Here is a 16,894-nt window from a genome sequence, read left to right as displayed (position 1 = left end):
TGCGCCGGCGCCAACGAGCGTCACCATACAAGCAGGACCGAATCAGGGCACAGCATATTTTTTGGATCGATCATGAAGACTTTTTCCGCCAAGGCACATGAAGTGCAGCGCGAATGGTACGTGATTGACGCGACGGATAAGGTTCTCGGCCGTGTCGCCAGCGAAGTGGCACGCCGTCTTCGCGGCAAGCACAAGCCTGAGTTCACCCCGCACGTCGACACTGGTGATTTCATCATCATCATCAACGCCGGCAAGCTGAAGGTCACGGGCAACAAGACCACCGACAAGAAGTACTACCGTCACTCGGGCTACCCGGGCGGTATCTACGAAACGACGTTCGGCAAGATGCAAGAACGCTTCCCGGGCCGCGCGCTCGAGAAGGCCGTGAAGGGCATGCTGCCGAAGGGCCCGCTGGGCTACGCGATGATCAAGAAGCTCAAGGTCTACGCAGACGCAACGCATCCGCACTCGGCTCAACAGCCGAAGGCGCTCGAGATCTAAGGGGAGCCCACATGATCGGTAACTGGAATTACGGTACGGGCCGCCGCAAGAGCGCCGTTGCTCGTGTCTTCATCAAGTCGGGCAAGGGCGACATCATCGTCAATGGCAAGCCCATCGCCGACTACTTCTCGCGCGAAACGTCGCTCATGATCGTGCGTCAGCCGCTGGAACTCACGAACCACGCCACGACGTTCGACATCAAGGTGAACGTGAACGGCGGCGGCGAAACCGGCCAGGCCGGCGCAGTTCGCCACGGCATCACGCGCGCGCTGATGGACTACGACGCAACGCTCAAGCCGGCACTGTCGCAAGCTGGCTTCGTCACCCGTGACGCACGTGAAGTGGAACGTAAGAAGGTCGGTTTCCACAAGGCACGTCGCCGCAAGCAGTTCTCGAAGCGTTAATCCGCTTTGGATCGTGCCCCTTCCTTCGCGGAACGGGGCGCGATGCAACTGCAAAAGCCGTCCGCGCGTATTGCGCTGGGCGGCTTTTTTCGTTTGTTCAGCAACGATGCGCGAGATGTGTAGCACCAGCCGCAAGAAAGTGGCGAGAAACCCTTGATTTTCTGGGCTTAAGCACGATCTGCGGAAGAGCCCTACAATAGCGGCTAGAAGCTTTTTTGGAGAGTTCGAATGAGCGCTGTCACCGAGACCCCCGTGACTGAAATGCCCGGTCCCTTCGTCTTTACTGACGCAGCGGCTGACAAGGTCAAGCAACTGATCGACGAGGAAGGCAATCCGGAGCTGAAGCTGCGTGTGTTCGTGCAAGGCGGCGGCTGCTCGGGCTTCCAGTACGGATTCACGTTCGACGAGACTGTCAACGAAGACGACACCGTGATGAACAAGAACGGCGTTCAATTGCTGATCGACTCGATGAGCTATCAGTACCTCGTCGGCGCTGAGATCGACTACAAGGACGATCTGAACGGCGCGCAGTTCGTCATCAAGAACCCGAATGCCACGACCACCTGTGGTTGCGGTTCGTCGTTCTCGGTTTGAGCGGACACGCCAGGCATTGAAAAACGGGGCATCACGCCCCGTTTTTCGTTTCTATGCCCGGAGTCTTTATCGCGGATAAATCGCGCCCAGCACGCGCTCTCCCGCCGCGCCCGTCACGGTCGGCAGATTGCCCGGCTCACGCGCGAGGCAGCGCATCGCAAGCCACGCGAAGGCCAGCGGCTCCACCTGCTGCGGCGGCACGCCCAGCGTCTCGGTGGTCGTGACCGGCACGCCCGCCACGCCGCCCGTCTCCAGCGCTTTTTGCAGCGCGCCCATCAACGCACGGTTGCGTGCGCCGCCGCCGCACACATAAACCGCGCGGCAGTCTCCCGCATGACGCTCGATTTCGCGCGCGACGCTCACCGCGGTGAGCGCGACGAGCGTGGCCTGCACGTCGGCGGGCGCGAGCGATTCGAAGCCCTTGAGCTTTGCATCGAGCCATGCGGCGTTGAAGAGATCGCGGCCCGTGCTCTTGGGTGGCTGTTGCTCGAAGTACGGTTCGTCGAGCAGCACGTTCAGGAGCGGCTGGTGCAGCTTGCCGCTCGCCGCGAACTGGCCGTTCTCGTCGTAGGGCTTGCCCAGATGCCGCTCGGCCCACAGGTCGAGCAGCGCGTTGGCCGGGCCGCAGTCGAAGCCGCGCACCGCGCCCGTCGCCGCGAGGATCGTGATGTTGCTGATGCCGCCGAGATTGCAGACGACGCGGGTTTCCTCGTGCGAACCGAACAGCGTCGCGTGAAACGCCGGAACGAGCGGCGCGCCCTGGCCGCCCGAGGCGACGTCGCGGCTGCGGAAGTCGGCGATCACGTCGATGTGCGCAAGCTCCGCGAGCAGCGCGGGGTTCTGGATCTGCACCGTGAAGCCCTTTTCGGGCCGATGGCGGATGGTCTGGCCGTGGGCGCCGATGGCGCGCACCTCGCTGGCGGAGAGGTTGCCGGCGCGCAGCAGCTCGTGGCAGCAGACCGCATAGCGCGCCGTGAGCGCGTTGCCTGCGAGCGCCGCGCGCTCGATCTCGTTTTCGCCGGGCTGCTGGAGCGAAAAGAGCGCTTCGCGCAGGCTCTGCGCGAAGCCCACGAAGGCCTCGGCCAGCACCACGGGCCGTTTGCCGTGCTCGAAGCGCACGGCGATGCCGTCCACGCCGTCCATGCTGGTGCCCGACATCAGGCCGAAATACACGCCGTCGGCTGGATGTGCGCTGTCTTTGCGTGCGTCGCGTGGCGCCACGTTTGTGCTCCTTTCGTGAGTGCGAAGAACGGATTCTGACGGTGATTATCGGGGCAATGGCCTTTCAGCGTAAGCCGATCGGATGAATTGAGCCGAACGCGCCTGGCATGTGACCCTATGGGCCTGTCTGGCTCGTGTGGGCACGGGCGAAACCTCGATTCGATCAAGTTTCGTGCTCAGGCACGTTGATTGTGCCAATCGTGGATTGTATAGTGAGGCTATACGCTATACAGATCGTCCGGCGCCCACGAACCGAGCTATCCATGTTCGTTTCGCTATGTCAGGGGCACCATGATCAAGTCGTGGAAACACAAAGGGCTCAAGGCGTTCTTTTTCGACGGGACGCAAGCGGGCATCCGGCCCGATCACGCACCCCGGCTGCGTCGCCAGCTTGCGCGGCTCGACGAGGCCGAGTCTGCGCGGGACATGAACGTGCCGGGATGGCGCTGCCATGCGCTCGCAGGTTCGCTCGAGGGCCATCACGCGGTATGCGTGAACGGCAGCTGGCGGTTGACCTTCGCGTTCGAGGGCAGCCATGCGGTGCTCGTCGACTACCGCGATTACCACTGAGGCAGATTGAAGATGAACGAGATCATCCGCATGCATAACCCGCCGCACCCGGGCGAGACGCTCCGCGAAGACATCCTCCCGGCGCTCGGGCTGAGCGTGACCGAGGCTGCGGCGCAGCTCGGCGTCACGCGCGTGGCGCTTTCGCGCGTGCTCAACGCTCGCGCCGGCATTTCGCCGGAAATGGCGCTGCGGCTCGAGGCGTGGCTTGGCGAGGAGCACGGCGGCCGCGCCGATCTCTGGCTCGCGCAGCAGGCAGCCTACGACCTTTGGCAGGCGCGCTCGAAGGGTGCGCCGCGCGTCGAGCGCGCCGTCGCTCGCCCGTGAGCGGCGCGGCTTCGTCGTAACCCCGCTCGTTCTTGCTTGCGCCGCCTCATGCGGACCCGCGCCGCATGAGGCGGCCGACGAGCCGTGTTCACCCGCAAACTTCGGCCTCGCGAGTCGAATCACGTAAAATCCCGGTCTAGACCCAGACCTAACGAATCCGATCGAAGCATGAGCACCGAGTCCACTCCCAACAGCGGCGCCAAAGACGCCTTTCCGGTCACCGACGAAGTTCGTCACGCGCTTGCCGTCACGAAGCGCGGCGTCGACGAACTGCTGATCGAAGAAGAATTCCAGCAGAAGCTTGCGAAGAGCGCCGCCACTGGCAAGCCGCTGCGCATCAAGCTCGGGCTCGATCCGACCGCGCCCGACATCCACATCGGCCACACGGTCGTGCTCAACAAGATGCGCCAGCTCCAGGATCTCGGCCACAACGTGATCTTCCTGATCGGCGACTTCACTTCGCTGATCGGCGACCCGTCGGGCCGCAACGCCACGCGCCCGCCGCTCACGCGCGAGCAGATCGAGTCGAACGCGAAAACGTATTTCGAGCAGGCCGCGCTCGTGCTCGACCGCGAGAAGACCGAGATCCGCTACAACAGCGAATGGTCGATGCCGCTCGGCGCCGACGGCATGATCAAGCTCGCGTCGCGCTACACGGTCGCGCGCATTCTCGAGCGCGAGGACTTCACCAAGCGCTTCCAGGGCGGCGTGCCGATCTCGATCCACGAATTCCTCTACCCGCTGATGCAGGGCTACGACTCGGTCGCGCTCAACGCCGACCTCGAGCTCGGCGGCACGGACCAGAAGTTCAATCTGCTCGTGGGCCGCGAACTGCAAAAGCAGTACGGGCAGGAGCAGCAGTGCATTCTCACGATGCCGCTGCTCGAAGGCCTCGACGGCGTCGAGAAAATGTCGAAGTCGAAGAACAACTACGTCGGCATCAGTGAGAAGCCCAACGACATGTTCGGCAAGCTCATGAGCATCTCGGACGTGCTGATGTGGCGTTACTTCGAACTGCTCTCGTTCCGTCCGATGGCGGAAATCGAAGGCTACAGGCACGAAATCGAAGCGGGCCGCAACCCGCGCGACTTCAAGGTGATGCTCGCGCAGGAAATCGTCGCGCGCTTCCATTCCCAGGCGGATGCCGAGCGCGCACTCGAAGACTTCAATCACCGCGCGAAGGGTGGCGTGCCCGACGACATTCCGTCGGTCACGCTCGCGGGCGCGCCGCTCGCCATCGGCCAGCTGCTCAAGCAGGCGGGGCTCGTGCCTTCCACGAGCGAGGCGCTGCGCAATATTGAGCAGGGTGGCGTGAAGATCGACGGTGCGACCGTGTCCGACAAGGGACTGAAGGTCGAGCCGGGCGAGTTCATCGTGCAGGTCGGCAAGCGCCGCTTCGCGCGCGTGACGCTCACCGCGTGATGACGGTTCGTGTTTTTGCCTGCATGCGCGCGGTGCGCGTGTGCGTGTTGAAGGAGCGCACGCGATGATCGCGCTGATTCAACGCGTGCGCCGCGCGGAAGTGCGTGTTGCCGACGGTCAAACCGAGCGCGTGACCGGCTCGATCGGCCAGGGGCTGCTCGCGCTCGTCTGCGCGGAGCGCGGCGACACCGAAGCGAATGCCGACAAGCTGCTCGCGAAGCTGCTGGGCTACCGCGTGTTCAGCGACGCGGCCGGCAAGATGAACCTGCCGGTGCAGAACATCGACGGCAACGGCGCGGCCGGCGGCCTCCTGCTCGTCTCGCAGTTCACCCTTGCCGCCGATACCAACAGCGGCCTGCGTCCGAGCTTTACGCCCGCCGCGCCGCCCGACGAGGGGCGGCGTCTGTTCGACTACTTCGCCGCCGCCGCGCGAGAAAAGCACCCGTTGGTCGAGACCGGCGAGTTCGGCGCCGATATGCAGGTCTCGCTCGTGAACGACGGCCCCGTCACGTTCTGGCTGCAGGTGCGCAATTAATCCATGACGACGCAGATTCTCTTCATCCGCCACGGCGAAACCGCCTGGAACCGCATCAAGCGCATCCAGGGGCACATCGACATTCCGCTCGCGGAGAGCGGCGTCGAGCAGGCCCAATTGCTCGGCGCGCGTTTTGCACATGAGGCGCACGAGGCGCACGAGGTGCGCAAAGGCGCACGCCTCGACGCGATCTGGTCGAGCGACCTGATGCGCGCGCAACAAACCGCGCAGCCGATTGCTGCCGCGCTCGGACTGCCGCTTCAGCTCACCGAAGGCCTGCGCGAGCGCAACTACGGCGCCTTCCAGGGCCACGACAGCGACCAGATTGCCGAACGCTTTCCCGATGAATACGCGCACTGGCAAACGCGCGACCCCGGTTTCGCGCCGCCCGAGGGCGAATCGCAGCGCGCGTTCTACCACCGTGTGCTGCACGCGCTGGAGCCGATCCTCGCGAAGCATCCCGAGGGGCGCATCGCCTGCGTTGCGCACGGTGGCGTGCTCGACTGCATCTATCGTTTCGCGAACGGGCTTACGCTCGACGCGCCGCGCGCCTGGCCGCTTCTCAACACGAGCGTGAACGTCGTCGACTTCGAGCGCGACGGCGCGGTGACGCAAGCGCGGGTGGTCGCGTGGGGCGACGTCACGCATCTGCCGGCCGCAAGCGCCGACGACGGCTTCAAGCGCACGCCCGAAGCGGGCCGTTAAACGCCGGGCAGTAAAAGAGAGCGCCGTTCGTCACACGAGCGGCGCTTTTACCGCATGCAGCGTTCGGCGCCGCCGTCAAGTCTCTTACCCGCGACTTTCATCTGCTTTCCAAAGGCCAACCGGAAAACGGGTGCGCCTGATACCATTCATCAGACCTTTGTGCTTTGCCGCGCTGGTGGGGCCTCGCAGCGATTCTCAACAATCCTTGCGAGCGCCGGCCGCGCGTTGAAGAGGGACGCACGCGCACCACGTGCAGGCGGTGTCGGCGAAGCCGGGGTAGCACATGAAAAACGAAAGGCAGTTTCCAGAAAGAACAAGTCGCAGGAGATTCTCAATGACGTTCAAGCTTCACAAGCTGTTGCCGGTGAGCGCCGCTGTCGTGGCGTTCGCTGCATGGTCGGCCAACGCTAGCGCAGACCAGGTCGTGAAGATCGGTCACGTGGGCCCGCTCACGGGCGGCTCGGCCCACCTCGGCAAGGACAACGAAAACGGCGCGCGTCTCGCGATCGAAGAGATCAACGCGAAGGGCCTCACGATCGGCGGTCAGAAGGTCACGCTCGTGCTCGACGGCCAGGACGACGCGGCCGACCCGCGCCAGGCGACCCAGGTGGCGCAGAAGCTCGTCGACGACAAGGTGGTGGCCGTGATCGGCCACCTGAACTCGGGCGCGTCGATCCCCGCCTCGAAGATCTATAGCGACGCGGGCATCGTGCAGATCTCGCCGTCGTCGACGAATCCGGCCTATACGCAGCAGGGCTTCAAGACCACCTATCGTGTGGTGGCGACCGACGCGCAGCAAGGCCCGGCGCTCGCCAACTACGCCGCGAAAGGCTTGAACGTGAAGACCGTTGCTGTGGTCGACGATTCGACCGCCTACGGGCAGGGCCTCGCGAACGAATTCGAGAAGACCGCGAAGTCGCTCGGCATGAAGGTCGTCTCACACGATGCGACCAACGACAAGGCCGTCGATTTCCGCGCGATCCTCACGAAGATCAAGGGCGAGAATCCCGACGCGATCATGTACGGCGGCATGGACGCCACCGGCGGCCCGTTCGCCAAGCAGGCGCGGCAGCTTGGCCTGCGCGCGAAGGTGCTGGCGGGCGACGGCGTGTGCACGGAAAGCCTCGCGCAGCTCGCGGGCACGGCGGCCGACAACATCGTCTGCTCGCAGGCCGGCATGGCGCTCGAGCGCATGGAAGGCGGCGCGGTGTTCTCGGCGAAGTACCAGAAGCGCTTTGGCCACCCGGTCGAGTACGATGCGCCGTTCACCTACGACGCGGTGTACATCGTCGTCGACGCGATGAAGCGCGCGAACTCGACCGACGCGGCGAAGGTCCTCGCGCAGATCCCGGGCACCGACTACAAAGGCGTGATCGGCGAAACGGTGTTCGATTCGAAGGGCGATCTCAAGCACGGCGTGATCTCGCTCTACAACTACAAGGCAGGCAAGAAGACGCTGCTCGACGTGGTGAAGATGTAAGACGCGTCCGGTCTCGCACCGGTCGACGTTTCCTGTCAAGCGAAAACGGCCAGCCTGCTCGAGCAGTCTGGCCGTTTTTCGTTGCGTGCGGGACGAGGAGGGGGCTCAGCGCGCCGCAGGGGCGGCCGCGCGCCGGCGCGCGCGCTTCGAGACGCCGTTCACGAGCGCCCAGCGCAACACGGGCGCGACCGCGCGCATGCCCGGCTGCACCATTGCGCGGCGTGCGAGGGCGAAGCGGTCGAAGCCGAGCATCTGCTGCGCGAACGGCGGCAGGAGGTCAATCCCGGCATTGCGCATCAGCGCGCCGGCGGGGCGCATTGCCGGACGCGGCACGGGCGCTTCCATCAGCACGCGCACGACTTTGCGCGTGCGCTCGCTCGCAACGAGCTCGGGCTGCATCGACTCCAGATACGCGGCGACTTCGGCGCGCGAGCGAGGCACCTCGGTTGCGCCCAGCAACTGCGCGATGAGGGCGACCTCGGCGTAGTACTGGTCTTGCGCTTCGCCCGGCAGCGCAGGATTCACGTAGCGCAGATACGCGGCGAGAAAGCTCGACACCTCGGCCACGTGCACCCAGGTGAGCAACGCGGGATCGCTCGCGCGATAGGGGCGGCCATCGGGTCCGGTACCCGTCACCGCGAGGTGGATTGTCTTCACGCGCTCGATCAGCGCGAGCGCGTCGGCGCGGCTGCCGTAGGTCGTGCCGGCAATGAAGGTCGCGGTGCGGCGCAGGCGGCCGAGAATGTCGGCGCGAAACGTCGAATGGTCCCACACCCCCGCGAGCGCGAGCGGGTGCAAGGCCTGCAGCAGCAGCGCGCTGATGCCGCCCGCCATCATCCCGGCGAAATCGGCGTGCACCTTCCAGCAGATGGCGTCGGGGCCGAACAGGCCGGGGTCGCCGGGCGGCGACGAGTAGTCGAGCTTCGGGCCGCTGCCCGTGGTGAGATGCGTGACGTTTTCGGCAAGCGTCATGCGCAGGCGCCGCGCGAGCTGGCCGACGAGGCTGGTCGGCTCGGGAGCGTTGGGAGGCAGGCCGGCGTGATCGGACATCGTGCTTTGGCTCGCGCTGCGCTGTGCCTTGCCGCGCCTTATGACGCGTCCGGGGTCCAGTCGCCGCCGGTCGATGCGTCGTCGGGCACCGTGAGGCCGAAGTGGCGGTAGGTGAGCTGCGTGGCCACGCGGCCGCGCGGCGTGCGCTGCAGGAAGCCTTGCTGGATCAGATAGGGCTCCAGCACGTCCTCGATCGTGTCGCGCTCTTCGCCGATGGCCGCCGCGAGGTTGTCCACGCCGACCGGGCCGCCGTCGAACTTGTGCAGGATCGCTTCGAGCAGCTTGCGGTCCATCAGGTCGAAGCCCACGGGATCGACGTCGAGCATCCTGAGCGCGGCGTCGGCGACTTGTGCGGTGATGGCACCGTCGGCCTTCACCTCAGCGTAGTCGCGCACGCGGCGCAGCAGACGGTTGGCGATACGCGGTGTGCCGCGCGAACGGCGCGCGATTTCGAGCGCGCCGTTGGGATGGATCTGCGCGCCGAGCAGCGCAGCCGAGCGCTGCACGATGCGCGAGAGCTCGCTCGCGTTGTAGAACTCGAGCCGCGAAACGATGCCGAAGCGGTCGCGCAGCGGATTCGTGAGCATGCCCGCGCGCGTGGTCGCGCCTACGAGCGTGAACGGCTGCAGGTCGAGCTTCACGCTGCGCGCGGCCGGCCCTTCGCCGATCATGATGTCGATCTGATAGTCCTCGAGCGCGGGATACAGGATTTCCTCGACGACCGGCGAGAGCCGGTGGATTTCGTCGATGAAGAGCACGTCGTTCGCTTCGAGATTGGTGAGCAGCGCCGCAAGGTCGCCCGCGCGTTCGAGCACGGGACCCGAGGTCTGCCGCAGATTGACCCCCATTTCGCGCGCGATGATGTGCGCGAGCGTGGTCTTGCCGAGGCCCGGCGGCCCGAACAGCAGGACGTGGTCGAGCGGTTCCGAGCGGCGCTTCGCGGCCTCGATAAAGATTTCGAGCTGGCCGCGCACCTTTTCCTGGCCGACGTATTCGTCGAGCTGGCGCGGGCGCAGGGCGCGCTCGAACGCCTCCTCTTTGGACGAGGCCGGCGTGGCGGCGATCACGCGGTTTTCGCCCGCACGGTCTGCGGCGAGTTTGTCGGTTTCGATCATGCAGCGATTGTACCGCGCGCCATGCGCGCAGGACGCCGCGTTTCCGGCACCACGCGGCGCGTGCAACTAACAGCCAGCCAAGGCCCGACCGTACCGCGCTCGCGTCGAACGCGCGTGTGCATCAGGCCTTCGAGAGCACCTTCAGCGCGAGCTTGATGCCTTCGGAGACGCCCGTGCCGGCCGGCACGTTCTTGATCGCCGCGAGGGCTTCCTTCTCTGAATAGCCGAGCGCGAGCAGCGCGTTGAGGATGTCGTTCGCGTGACCGGAGGGTGACGCGGCGGCCGCCATCGCGCCCAGATCCGCGCCCAGCTTGCCCTTGAGTTCGAGCAGCAAACGCTCGGCCGTTTTCTTGCCGATGCCCGGCACCCGCGTGAGGCGTGCCGAATCCTGCAGCGTGATGGCCTGCGAGAGGTCGTGCACGCTCATGCCCGAGAGGATGGCCAGCGCCATGCGCGCGCCAATGCCCGTGATCTTGAGCAGTTCGCGGAACGTCGCGCGTTCTTCCACCGTGGCGAAGCCGAAAAGCAGATGCGCGTCCTCGCGCACGATCATCTGCGTGAGCAGGACGACACGCTCGCCGTTGCCGGGCAGGTTGTAGAACGTGCTCATCGGCACATCGACTTCGTAGCCGACGCCGTTGCAGTCGATGAGCAGGTGCGGCGGGTTCTTTTCCAGCAATACGCCGGCAATGCGACCGATCATGGCGGATTCAGTGATGAGGGAAAGCGCAGAGTGTAGCGGAGCGCGCCGCGCCGCGGCGTGCTTTCCGGGCACGTTGGCCGACCGGCCAGGGGCGTCGTTGCGAAAACCGCTGCGCAGCCAGGCGCGCTTTTAAACGCGCTTCTAACCGCGCAGTCAACCAATCAAGCGTCCACGCCGCACGCGCACGCCCTTCTTCGCGAGCGCCGGCGCGATACCGCCGAGCGTCGCGAGCGTGTCGCCGCTGTGCGCGTGGCAGATCGCCATGCCGAGCGCGTCGGCGGCGTCGGTGCCGGGCGTGCCCGTGAGACAAAGCAGGCGCACGACCATCTGCTGCATCTGCTCCTTGGTCGCGCGGCCATAGCCCACCACGGCCTGCTTCAGTTGCAGCGCCGTATATTCGGCCACCGGCACGCCGCCCGAAACGAGCCCGCAGATGGCCGCACCGCGCGCCTGGCCGAGCAGCAGCGTCGACTGTGGGTTGACGTTGACGAAGACCTTTTCGATGGCGGCCTGGTCGGGCGCGTGCTGGCGGATCAGCGTGGAGACGCCTTCGAAGATGGTGCCGAGGCGCGTGGGCAGATCGGCATCGGCGGTGCGGATGACACCGCTTGCGACATATGTGAGCTGATGGCCGTGACGCTCGATCACGCCGAAGCCGGTCACGCGCAAGCCGGGGTCGATGCCGAGAATTCTCATGAAATGCGGGAAAAGCGAGTGTGCCTGCGATGGTACAACGAACGGCACAGGGCCCGCGAGCGCTGACTCGCGATGCGCATGGCGCGCGCGGCAAAGAAAAAGCCCGCAGAACACGCGTCCGGCGGGCCTTGCAGCGATGCGGCGACGCGTGCACGACGCGCGCCGCACGCGAGGATCAGTGACGGAAGTGGCGGATGCCCGTCACCACCATGGCGATGTTGTGCTCGTCGGCGGCGGCGATCACTTCGTCGTCGCGCATCGAGCCGCCCGGCTGGATCACGCAGGTCGCGCCGGCGTTGACCACCACGTCGAGGCCGTCACGGAACGGGAAGAACGCGTCCGACGCCACTGCCGTGCCCGCGAGCTTGAGGCCCGCGTTTTCCGCCTTGATGCTGGCGATGCGCGCCGAGTCCACGCGGCTCATCTGGCCCGCGCCCACGCCCATCGTCATGCCGTTCGCGCAGAACACGATGGCATTGGACTTCACGAACTTCGCGACGCGCCAGGCGAACAGCAGATCGTCCATTTCCTTCGGCGTCGGGTGGCGCTTCGTGACCACGCGCAGCTCGTGCGGCTGCACGTTCTTCGCGTCGAGCGACTGCACCAGCAGGCCGCCGCCCACGCGCTTCAGGTCGAACGCGTTATGGCCTTCGCCCAGGGCGATTTCGAGCAGACGCACGTTCTGCTTCGCCGCGAACACGGTCTTGGCGGCTTCCGAGAACGACGGCGCGATCAGCACTTCTACGAACTGCTTCGCCACGGCTTGTGCCGCCGCTTCGTCCACTTCGCGGTTGAACGCGATGATGCCGCCGAAAGCCGAGGTCGGATCGGTCTGGAACGCCTTCGAGTACGCCTCGTGCGGGTTCGCACCCATGGCCACGCCGCACGGATTTGCGTGCTTGATGATCACGCAGGCCGGCGCGTTGAAGGTCTTCACGCATTCCCATGCCGCGTCGGAGTCGGCGATATTGTTGTACGAGAGCTCCTTGCCCTGGATCTGCTTGTAGTTGGCGAGCGCGCCGGCGGGCGTTTGCAGGTCGCGGTAGAACGCGGCGCTCTGGTGCGGGTTCTCGCCGTAGCGCAGGTCCTGGACTTTGTCGAACGCGAGGTTCAGCACAGCCGGGTAGGTGTTGCGCGCCTTGTGGTCGAGCGCTTCAGTCAGGCTCGTGAGGTAGTTCGTGATCGCGCCGTCGTACTGCGCCGTGTGCGAGAACACCTTGGTCGCGAGGCGGAAGTTCGTGGCGTAGCTCACGGTGTTGCCGTTCGCGCGCATCTCTTCGAGCACCTTCGCATAGTCGGCCGGATCGACCACGACGGTCACGTCGCGATGATTCTTCGCCGCCGAGCGCAGCATGGTCGGGCCGCCGATGTCGATGTTCTCGATCGCGTCTTCCAGCGTGCACTCGTCCTTCGACACCGTCTGGACGAACGGGTAGAGGTTCACGACGAGCAGGTCGATCGTCGGGATGTCGTGCTTTTCGAGCGCGGCCATGTGCTCGGGCAGGTCGCGGCGCGCCAGGATGCCGCCGTGGACCTTCGGGTGCAGCGTCTTCACGCGCCCATCGAGCATTTCCGGAAAGCCGGTGTAGTCGGCCACTTCGGTGACGGAGAGGCCCGCGTCCGCGAGCAGTTTCGCGGTGCCGCCGGTCGACAGGATCTTGACGCCGAGGTCCGACAGCGATTTCGCGAAATCGACGATACCGGCCTTGTCGGAAACGGAGATGAGCGCTTGCTTGATCATGATGGGGGAGAAGTTGCCGAAGGATCGAGGAGTCCGCGCCAGAAGTCCAGTACCGCCCCTGAAGAGCGGCGACGGCCGTTACAGCAGGCCGTGCTGCTGAAGCTTCTTGCGCAGCGTGTTGCGGTTGATGCCGAGATACTCGGCGGCCAGCGACTGATTGCCGCCTGCCTGCTCGAGCACCACCTCGAGCATCGGTTTTTCGACGCACGCCATCACCATTTCATAGACGTCGTGCGGGTTGCTGCCGTCGAGATCCTGGAAGTAAATGCCCAGACTCTCGCGGACGGATTGTTCGATGTTGTGCTTGCTCATGCTGCCAGTCGATCGGTGGGTTCGCGCTCGCCGTCTGCACCGTTTTCGTCATCGACATAGACGAGGCGCTCGGAAACGGCCTTTTGCTCGTCGAAGAACTGGTTGACGGCGGCGAGCTGTTCGCGTGTGGTGTCCAGCGTGTTCATGCGATGCCGGAACGCGTTGGCGCCACAAAGGCCGCGAGTGTACCAGCCGATATGCTTGCGCGCAGTACGCACGCCCGTAAACTCGCCATAAAACGCGTAGTGGTCCTCCAGATGCTCGTTCATGATCGTCTGGATTTCATCGACGCGCGGGGGCGGCAGCAGCTCGCCCGTGGCGAGGAAATGCTCGATTTCACGAAAGAGCCACGGGCGGCCCTGCGCCGCGCGGCCGATCATGATGGCGTCGGCGCCCGTGAAGGCGAGCACCTCGCGCGCCTTCTGCGGCTTCGTGATGTCGCCGTTGGCGACCACCGGAATGCGCACGGCGGCCTTGACCGCGGCAATCGTTTCGTACTCCGCTTCGCCGTGATAGAGGTCGGTGCGCGTGCGCCCGTGCATGGTGAGCATGGAAATGCCGCTGTCCTCGGCGATGCGCGCGATGGTGAGCGCGTTGCGGTGCTCGCGGTCCCAGCCGGTGCGGATCTTGAGCGTGACGGGCACGGCATCGGGGCCGATGCCCACGGCGTCCACCACGGCCTTCACGATGCGCGCGACGAGCGGCTCGTTTTGCAGGAGCGCGGAGCCGGCCGCCACGTTGCAGACCTTCTTGGCCGGGCAGCCCATGTTGATGTCGATGATCTGCGCGCCGTTTGCGACGTTATAACGCGCCGCTTCGGCCATCATTTCGGGGTCGGCGCCGGCGATCTGCACGGCGATCGGCTCGACCTCGCCCGCGTGGTTGGCGCGGCGCATGGTCTTCTCGCTCTTCCAGAGCTGCGCGTTGGACGCGACCATCTCGGAGACCGCGTAGCCGGCGCCCAGGCGCTTGCACAGCTGACGGAACGGCCGGTCCGTGACGCCCGCCATGGGGGCGACGAACAGGTTGTTGCGCAGGGTGTGGCGGCCGATTGTGAACATGATGCGCGGACGAAAGCAGCGCCGCGCCCGGCTGGCTTCAACAGACGTCGAAGGCGTTGGCGCGGCTGCGGCTCGAAATGGGGAAACGCATATTTTAGCGTTAACGAGATGTGGGGTCTCGGCTTGCGGACCCTGGTGTTGTTCTGGGCAAGGCTTCGAAAGAGCAGGCGCTCCCTGAAAAATCCGACCCTTATACTTGTTGGGTGGCTTGGAGCGCTGTCTCGGGCGCAGGCAACCTTACCTAAGCATGAGCTTGCCAGTCCTCAACCCGCAACCCGTCCACGCGTGCAAATTCGCGCACATTGTGCGTGACGAGCGTCAGTCGACGGGCACGCGCTTGCCCGGCTATCAGTGCGTCGTAGGGGCCGATTGGCATGCCCGCGGCTGCCAGCCGGGCGCGGATCTCGCCAGCGTGTTGGGCGTCTTCCGCATCGAAAGCAACGACCTCAAACTGTAGCGCTTCGACGCGCGCCAGATTTTGCGTCGAACGCTGGCTCTTGTACGCGGCGTAATACAGTTCGTGCGCCACGATTGAGGGCAATCCAAAGTCGACCGGCAAGTACGCACGCAACTGCGTCAGCATCGAAGTTTCGCCCTTGAGTATTGCAATCACGGCGTTCGTGTCCAGCAGGAATTTCATTCGAACAGATCCAGTCCGGGCCGCAGTTGCTCGGCGGGTTGCGTGGTGGCCGCACTTTCGAAGTCGGTGTCGACCGGTCCGATCAGCGCGGTTAGCCAGGCCCAGTCTTGCGGAACGGGCTCGAGAATCACGGCGGTGCCGTGTCGGCGAATCCGGACCTCTTCTGCATCGAAGCGGAATTCCTTTGGTAGCCGGACGGCTTGCGACCCGCCGTGCTTGAAGATCTTGGCGATATCCACGTGTGCCCCCTTGAGAATATCTACAAATTGTAGATATTCTACTGCATATATTGAAGCGCACAGATACGGCTCGAAGATCAGATTTAAAACCGATCCGATCAGCTCCTTTGCCCGAACATCATCTGCCGCGCGAGCGCCGCTTTCACCGGCGGCGCGAATTCCAGCGCCGTGAGCGCAAGCCCGCGCAGCGTCGCGAGCGGCGCGAAGTCGATGGTGAACAGCCGGGCGAGGGTGTCCGTCGCCCCGATCGTCATGCGGCGGTCGAAGGCACGGCGGCCCGCGAAGTCGGCGAGCGCGAGCGGCGTGGCGCCGTGCTGCGCAAGGGCGTCGACGAGCGCATGAGCGTCGCGCAGGCCGAGATTCAGCCCCTGGCCCGCAACCGGATGCAGCGTTTGCGCGGCGTTGCCCACCGCGGCGATGCGGTTGTGGCCCGAGACCAGCGTATCGAGCGCGTTCAGGCCGAGCGGAAATGACGCGCGGCCGTGAATGTGCGTAAAACGGCCCATCCGTGCGCCGAAGGCGGAGCCGAGTTCGGCGAGGAAATCGGCGTCGGAAAGCTGGGCGCGGCGTTCGGCCTCGACCGGCGCCGAGCACCACACGAGCGCGTAGTCCGCGCCGCGCACGCCGCCCATCGGCAAAAGCGCGATCGGGCCTTCTTCCGTGAAGCGCTCCCAGGCCACGTGCGGCTGCGGTGCCGAGACCGTCACCACGCCGACCAGCGCGGTCTGGTCGTAGTCGCGGGTGCGTTTTGGCGTTTGCTTGTGCGTTCGATGCGGCGGGGCGCTGTCGCGCGCGGCCGTGGTGGCGCCTGCCACATCGGCCTCGCTCGCAGCCTCGGCAGCGGCGGCGTGGCTCGCGACGGCGGCGTGTTCCATTGCCGCCACGTCCTGATTTTCGTCTTCGTCTTCGTCCTGACGTGACCCGGCGCGCGGCCGCTTGTGCGCGGACTGCGTCCGATAAAGCCCGCCTTCCGCGTTCACGAGAATGCGCGCGCGCAGCGTGCGCGCGACGCCCGCGCTTTCTACGGGCAGCGTGACGCCGTCGTGCTCGACGACCGGCTCGTGCGCATGCGTGTGATGCAGCCAGTGCACACGCGTGCCGCGCACCGCGTGCGCGAGCGACTGCACGATCGCGCCATAGCGCGCGACATAGCCGAGCGCGGGCAAGTCGTAGTCGTGCCGGTCGATGAGCGTGCGGCCGAAGTGCCCGCGCTGCGAAACGTGGATGCGCTCGATCGGCGTCGCGTCCTGCGGCCACGCGAGCGCCTGCAACAGGGTGCGGCTGCCTTGCGAGACCGCGATGGCGCGCGGGTCGCCGGCACTGTCGTCCGGCTCGCGCGCGTCGATCAGCGCGACCGAGAGCGCGGCCGTCGCGCTGCGCCGCGCGAGCCAGCCGGCGAGCGCGAGCCCGACCGGCCCCGCCCCGACGATGATGACGTCATACTCGTTGGACGCGTGGCCGGTCCCGCTTGCTGGGTTCACTGCATTCATGTCGCTGGGGTCACTTCAGATCGTTGGCTTTTCCTGCGCGCTTCGGCGCTTGTGAGCGCGCGGCGGCCCGTCAGAGCGTTGGGCGTGCCTG

20 protein-coding genes are annotated in these 16,894 nt (G+C 65.6%); 9 read left to right on the top strand and 11 right to left on the bottom strand.

Going from position 1 to position 16,894, the window contains the following annotated elements; translation table 11 throughout:
* The first annotated feature begins 72 nt into the window (after positions 1 to 72).
* The 3 genes from rplM to erpA all read left to right on the top strand — a co-directional run bounded on the left by rplM (position 73) and on the right by erpA (position 1,499).
* Entirely contained in the window at positions 73 to 501 is a 429-nt protein-coding gene (gene rplM / locus BO1_RS02365; RefSeq protein WP_027795838.1) for a 50S ribosomal protein L13, read from the top strand.
* 11 nt (positions 502 to 512) lie between these two features.
* Complete coding sequence (gene rpsI / locus BO1_RS02360; protein WP_028216172.1) at positions 513 to 905, top strand: 30S ribosomal protein S9; 393 nt, start codon at positions 513 to 515, stop codon at positions 903 to 905.
* Positions 906 to 1,133: 228 nt separating this feature from the next.
* On the top strand, positions 1,134 to 1,499 hold the full coding sequence (erpA, locus tag BO1_RS02350; protein ID WP_028216171.1) for an iron-sulfur cluster insertion protein ErpA: 366 nt from the start codon (positions 1,134 to 1,136) through the stop codon (positions 1,497 to 1,499).
* A 66-nt stretch (positions 1,500 to 1,565) separates the two neighbouring features.
* Here the strand turns inward: erpA and BO1_RS02345 are convergent, their stop codons facing one another.
* Positions 1,566 to 2,720, bottom strand: coding sequence for an anhydro-N-acetylmuramic acid kinase (locus BO1_RS02345; protein ID WP_028216170.1), 1,155 nt, complete (start codon positions 2,718 to 2,720; stop codon positions 1,566 to 1,568).
* Between the two features lie 291 nt (positions 2,721 to 3,011).
* Between BO1_RS02345 and BO1_RS02340 the strand changes: the two genes are divergently transcribed.
* From BO1_RS02340 to BO1_RS02315, 6 genes are all read left to right on the top strand, one after another.
* A complete protein-coding gene (locus tag BO1_RS02340) occupies positions 3,012 to 3,290 on the top strand; it encodes a type II toxin-antitoxin system RelE/ParE family toxin (RefSeq protein ID WP_028216169.1) in 279 nt (92 codons plus the stop codon).
* 21 nt (positions 3,291 to 3,311) lie between these two features.
* The gene (locus BO1_RS02335) at positions 3,312 to 3,614 is read left to right on the top strand and encodes a HigA family addiction module antitoxin (RefSeq protein WP_028216168.1); all 303 of its coding nucleotides are present in this window, start codon (positions 3,312 to 3,314) and stop codon (positions 3,612 to 3,614) included.
* Between the two features lie 168 nt (positions 3,615 to 3,782).
* A complete protein-coding gene (tyrS, locus tag BO1_RS02330; RefSeq protein ID WP_028216167.1) occupies positions 3,783 to 5,036 on the top strand; it encodes a tyrosine--tRNA ligase in 1,254 nt (417 codons plus the stop codon).
* 64 nt (positions 5,037 to 5,100) lie between these two features.
* Positions 5,101 to 5,571, top strand: a complete 471-nt coding sequence (gene dtd / locus BO1_RS02325; RefSeq protein WP_028216166.1) for a D-aminoacyl-tRNA deacylase — start codon at positions 5,101 to 5,103, stop codon at positions 5,569 to 5,571.
* A 3-nt stretch (positions 5,572 to 5,574) separates the two neighbouring features.
* A complete protein-coding gene (locus tag BO1_RS02320; protein WP_028216165.1) occupies positions 5,575 to 6,276 on the top strand; it encodes a histidine phosphatase family protein in 702 nt (233 codons plus the stop codon).
* Between the two features lie 334 nt (positions 6,277 to 6,610).
* On the top strand, positions 6,611 to 7,756 hold the full coding sequence (locus tag BO1_RS02315) for a branched-chain amino acid ABC transporter substrate-binding protein (RefSeq protein WP_028216164.1): 1,146 nt from the start codon (positions 6,611 to 6,613) through the stop codon (positions 7,754 to 7,756).
* Positions 7,757 to 7,861: 105 nt separating this feature from the next.
* Here BO1_RS02315 and BO1_RS02310 read toward each other — a convergent pair whose 3' ends face one another.
* The 10 genes from BO1_RS02310 to BO1_RS02265 form a co-directional block, all read right to left on the bottom strand.
* Positions 7,862 to 8,728 (bottom strand): oxygenase MpaB family protein, encoded by an 867-nt coding sequence (locus tag BO1_RS02310; RefSeq protein ID WP_245643690.1) that lies wholly within the window; start codon positions 8,726 to 8,728, stop codon positions 7,862 to 7,864.
* Between the two features lie 116 nt (positions 8,729 to 8,844).
* Positions 8,845 to 9,921, bottom strand: a complete 1,077-nt coding sequence (gene ruvB, locus BO1_RS02305) for a Holliday junction branch migration DNA helicase RuvB (RefSeq protein WP_028216162.1) — start codon at positions 9,919 to 9,921, stop codon at positions 8,845 to 8,847.
* A 121-nt stretch (positions 9,922 to 10,042) separates the two neighbouring features.
* Positions 10,043 to 10,624, bottom strand: coding sequence for a Holliday junction branch migration protein RuvA (ruvA, locus tag BO1_RS02300; RefSeq protein ID WP_028216161.1), 582 nt, complete (start codon positions 10,622 to 10,624; stop codon positions 10,043 to 10,045).
* Between the two features lie 153 nt (positions 10,625 to 10,777).
* Positions 10,778 to 11,320 carry a crossover junction endodeoxyribonuclease RuvC gene (ruvC, locus tag BO1_RS02295; protein ID WP_028216160.1) on the bottom strand — a complete coding sequence of 181 codons (543 nt, stop codon included), beginning with the start codon at positions 11,318 to 11,320 and terminating at the stop codon, positions 10,778 to 10,780.
* Positions 11,321 to 11,495: 175 nt separating this feature from the next.
* Positions 11,496 to 13,061 (bottom strand): bifunctional phosphoribosylaminoimidazolecarboxamide formyltransferase/IMP cyclohydrolase, encoded by a 1,566-nt coding sequence (gene purH / locus BO1_RS02290; RefSeq protein WP_028216159.1) that lies wholly within the window; start codon positions 13,059 to 13,061, stop codon positions 11,496 to 11,498.
* Between the two features lie 78 nt (positions 13,062 to 13,139).
* Complete coding sequence (locus BO1_RS02285; protein WP_028216158.1) at positions 13,140 to 13,373, bottom strand: Fis family transcriptional regulator; 234 nt, start codon at positions 13,371 to 13,373, stop codon at positions 13,140 to 13,142.
* Positions 13,370 to 14,434: a tRNA dihydrouridine synthase DusB gene (gene dusB / locus BO1_RS02280; protein ID WP_028216157.1), complete on the bottom strand. Its 1,065-nt coding sequence runs from the start codon at positions 14,432 to 14,434 to the stop codon at positions 13,370 to 13,372. Before dusB ends, BO1_RS02285 begins: the two co-directional genes overlap by 4 nt.
* A 241-nt stretch (positions 14,435 to 14,675) precedes the next feature.
* On the bottom strand, positions 14,676 to 15,074 hold the full coding sequence (locus tag BO1_RS02275) for a type II toxin-antitoxin system VapC family toxin (RefSeq protein WP_028216156.1): 399 nt from the start codon (positions 15,072 to 15,074) through the stop codon (positions 14,676 to 14,678).
* Positions 15,071 to 15,313, bottom strand: a complete 243-nt coding sequence (locus tag BO1_RS02270; protein WP_028216155.1) for an antitoxin — start codon at positions 15,311 to 15,313, stop codon at positions 15,071 to 15,073. Before BO1_RS02270 ends, BO1_RS02275 begins: the two co-directional genes overlap by 4 nt.
* A gap of 98 nt (positions 15,314 to 15,411) precedes the next feature.
* Positions 15,412 to 16,803, bottom strand: a complete 1,392-nt coding sequence (locus tag BO1_RS02265) for a UbiH/UbiF/VisC/COQ6 family ubiquinone biosynthesis hydroxylase (protein ID WP_028216154.1) — start codon at positions 16,801 to 16,803, stop codon at positions 15,412 to 15,414.
* Positions 16,804 to 16,894: the final 91 nt, after the last annotated feature.

Origin of the sequence: Paraburkholderia oxyphila NBRC 105797, assembly GCF_000685075.1 — a bacterium.
In the GTDB taxonomy this organism is placed as follows: domain Bacteria; phylum Pseudomonadota; class Gammaproteobacteria; order Burkholderiales; family Burkholderiaceae; genus Paraburkholderia; species Paraburkholderia oxyphila.
The sequence above is the reverse complement of the archived record's forward strand: the minus strand, read 5'-3'. Positions and strand labels throughout refer to the sequence as shown.

Bases quoted from the DNA above. Each gene is read 5' to 3' on its own strand.
- purH (WP_028216159.1), bottom strand. From the start codon at position 13,061: ATGATCAAGCAAGCGCTCATCTCCGTTTCCGACAAGGCCGGTATCGTC.
- erpA (WP_028216171.1), top strand. From the start codon at position 1,134: ATGAGCGCTGTCACCGAGACCCCCGTGACTGAAATGCCCGGTCCCTTC.
- dtd (WP_028216166.1), top strand. From the start codon at position 5,101: ATGATCGCGCTGATTCAACGCGTGCGCCGCGCGGAAGTGCGTGTTGCC.
- rpsI (WP_028216172.1), top strand. From the start codon at position 513: ATGATCGGTAACTGGAATTACGGTACGGGCCGCCGCAAGAGCGCCGTT.
- ruvB (WP_028216162.1), bottom strand. From the start codon at position 9,921: ATGATCGAAACCGACAAACTCGCCGCAGACCGTGCGGGCGAAAACCGC.
- rplM (WP_027795838.1), top strand. From the start codon at position 73: ATGAAGACTTTTTCCGCCAAGGCACATGAAGTGCAGCGCGAATGGTAC.
- BO1_RS02310 (WP_245643690.1), bottom strand. From the start codon at position 8,728: ATGACGCTTGCCGAAAACGTCACGCATCTCACCACGGGCAGCGGCCCG.
- dusB (WP_028216157.1), bottom strand. From the start codon at position 14,434: ATGTTCACAATCGGCCGCCACACCCTGCGCAACAACCTGTTCGTCGCC.
- BO1_RS02275 (WP_028216156.1), bottom strand. From the start codon at position 15,074: ATGAAATTCCTGCTGGACACGAACGCCGTGATTGCAATACTCAAGGGC.
- tyrS (WP_028216167.1), top strand. From the start codon at position 3,783: ATGAGCACCGAGTCCACTCCCAACAGCGGCGCCAAAGACGCCTTTCCG.
- BO1_RS02315 (WP_028216164.1), top strand. From the start codon at position 6,611: ATGACGTTCAAGCTTCACAAGCTGTTGCCGGTGAGCGCCGCTGTCGTG.
- ruvC (WP_028216160.1), bottom strand. From the start codon at position 11,320: ATGAGAATTCTCGGCATCGACCCCGGCTTGCGCGTGACCGGCTTCGGC.
- BO1_RS02265 (WP_028216154.1), bottom strand. From the start codon at position 16,803: ATGAATGCAGTGAACCCAGCAAGCGGGACCGGCCACGCGTCCAACGAG.
- ruvA (WP_028216161.1), bottom strand. From the start codon at position 10,624: ATGATCGGTCGCATTGCCGGCGTATTGCTGGAAAAGAACCCGCCGCAC.
- BO1_RS02285 (WP_028216158.1), bottom strand. From the start codon at position 13,373: ATGAGCAAGCACAACATCGAACAATCCGTCCGCGAGAGTCTGGGCATT.
- BO1_RS02320 (WP_028216165.1), top strand. From the start codon at position 5,575: ATGACGACGCAGATTCTCTTCATCCGCCACGGCGAAACCGCCTGGAAC.
- BO1_RS02340 (WP_028216169.1), top strand. From the start codon at position 3,012: ATGATCAAGTCGTGGAAACACAAAGGGCTCAAGGCGTTCTTTTTCGAC.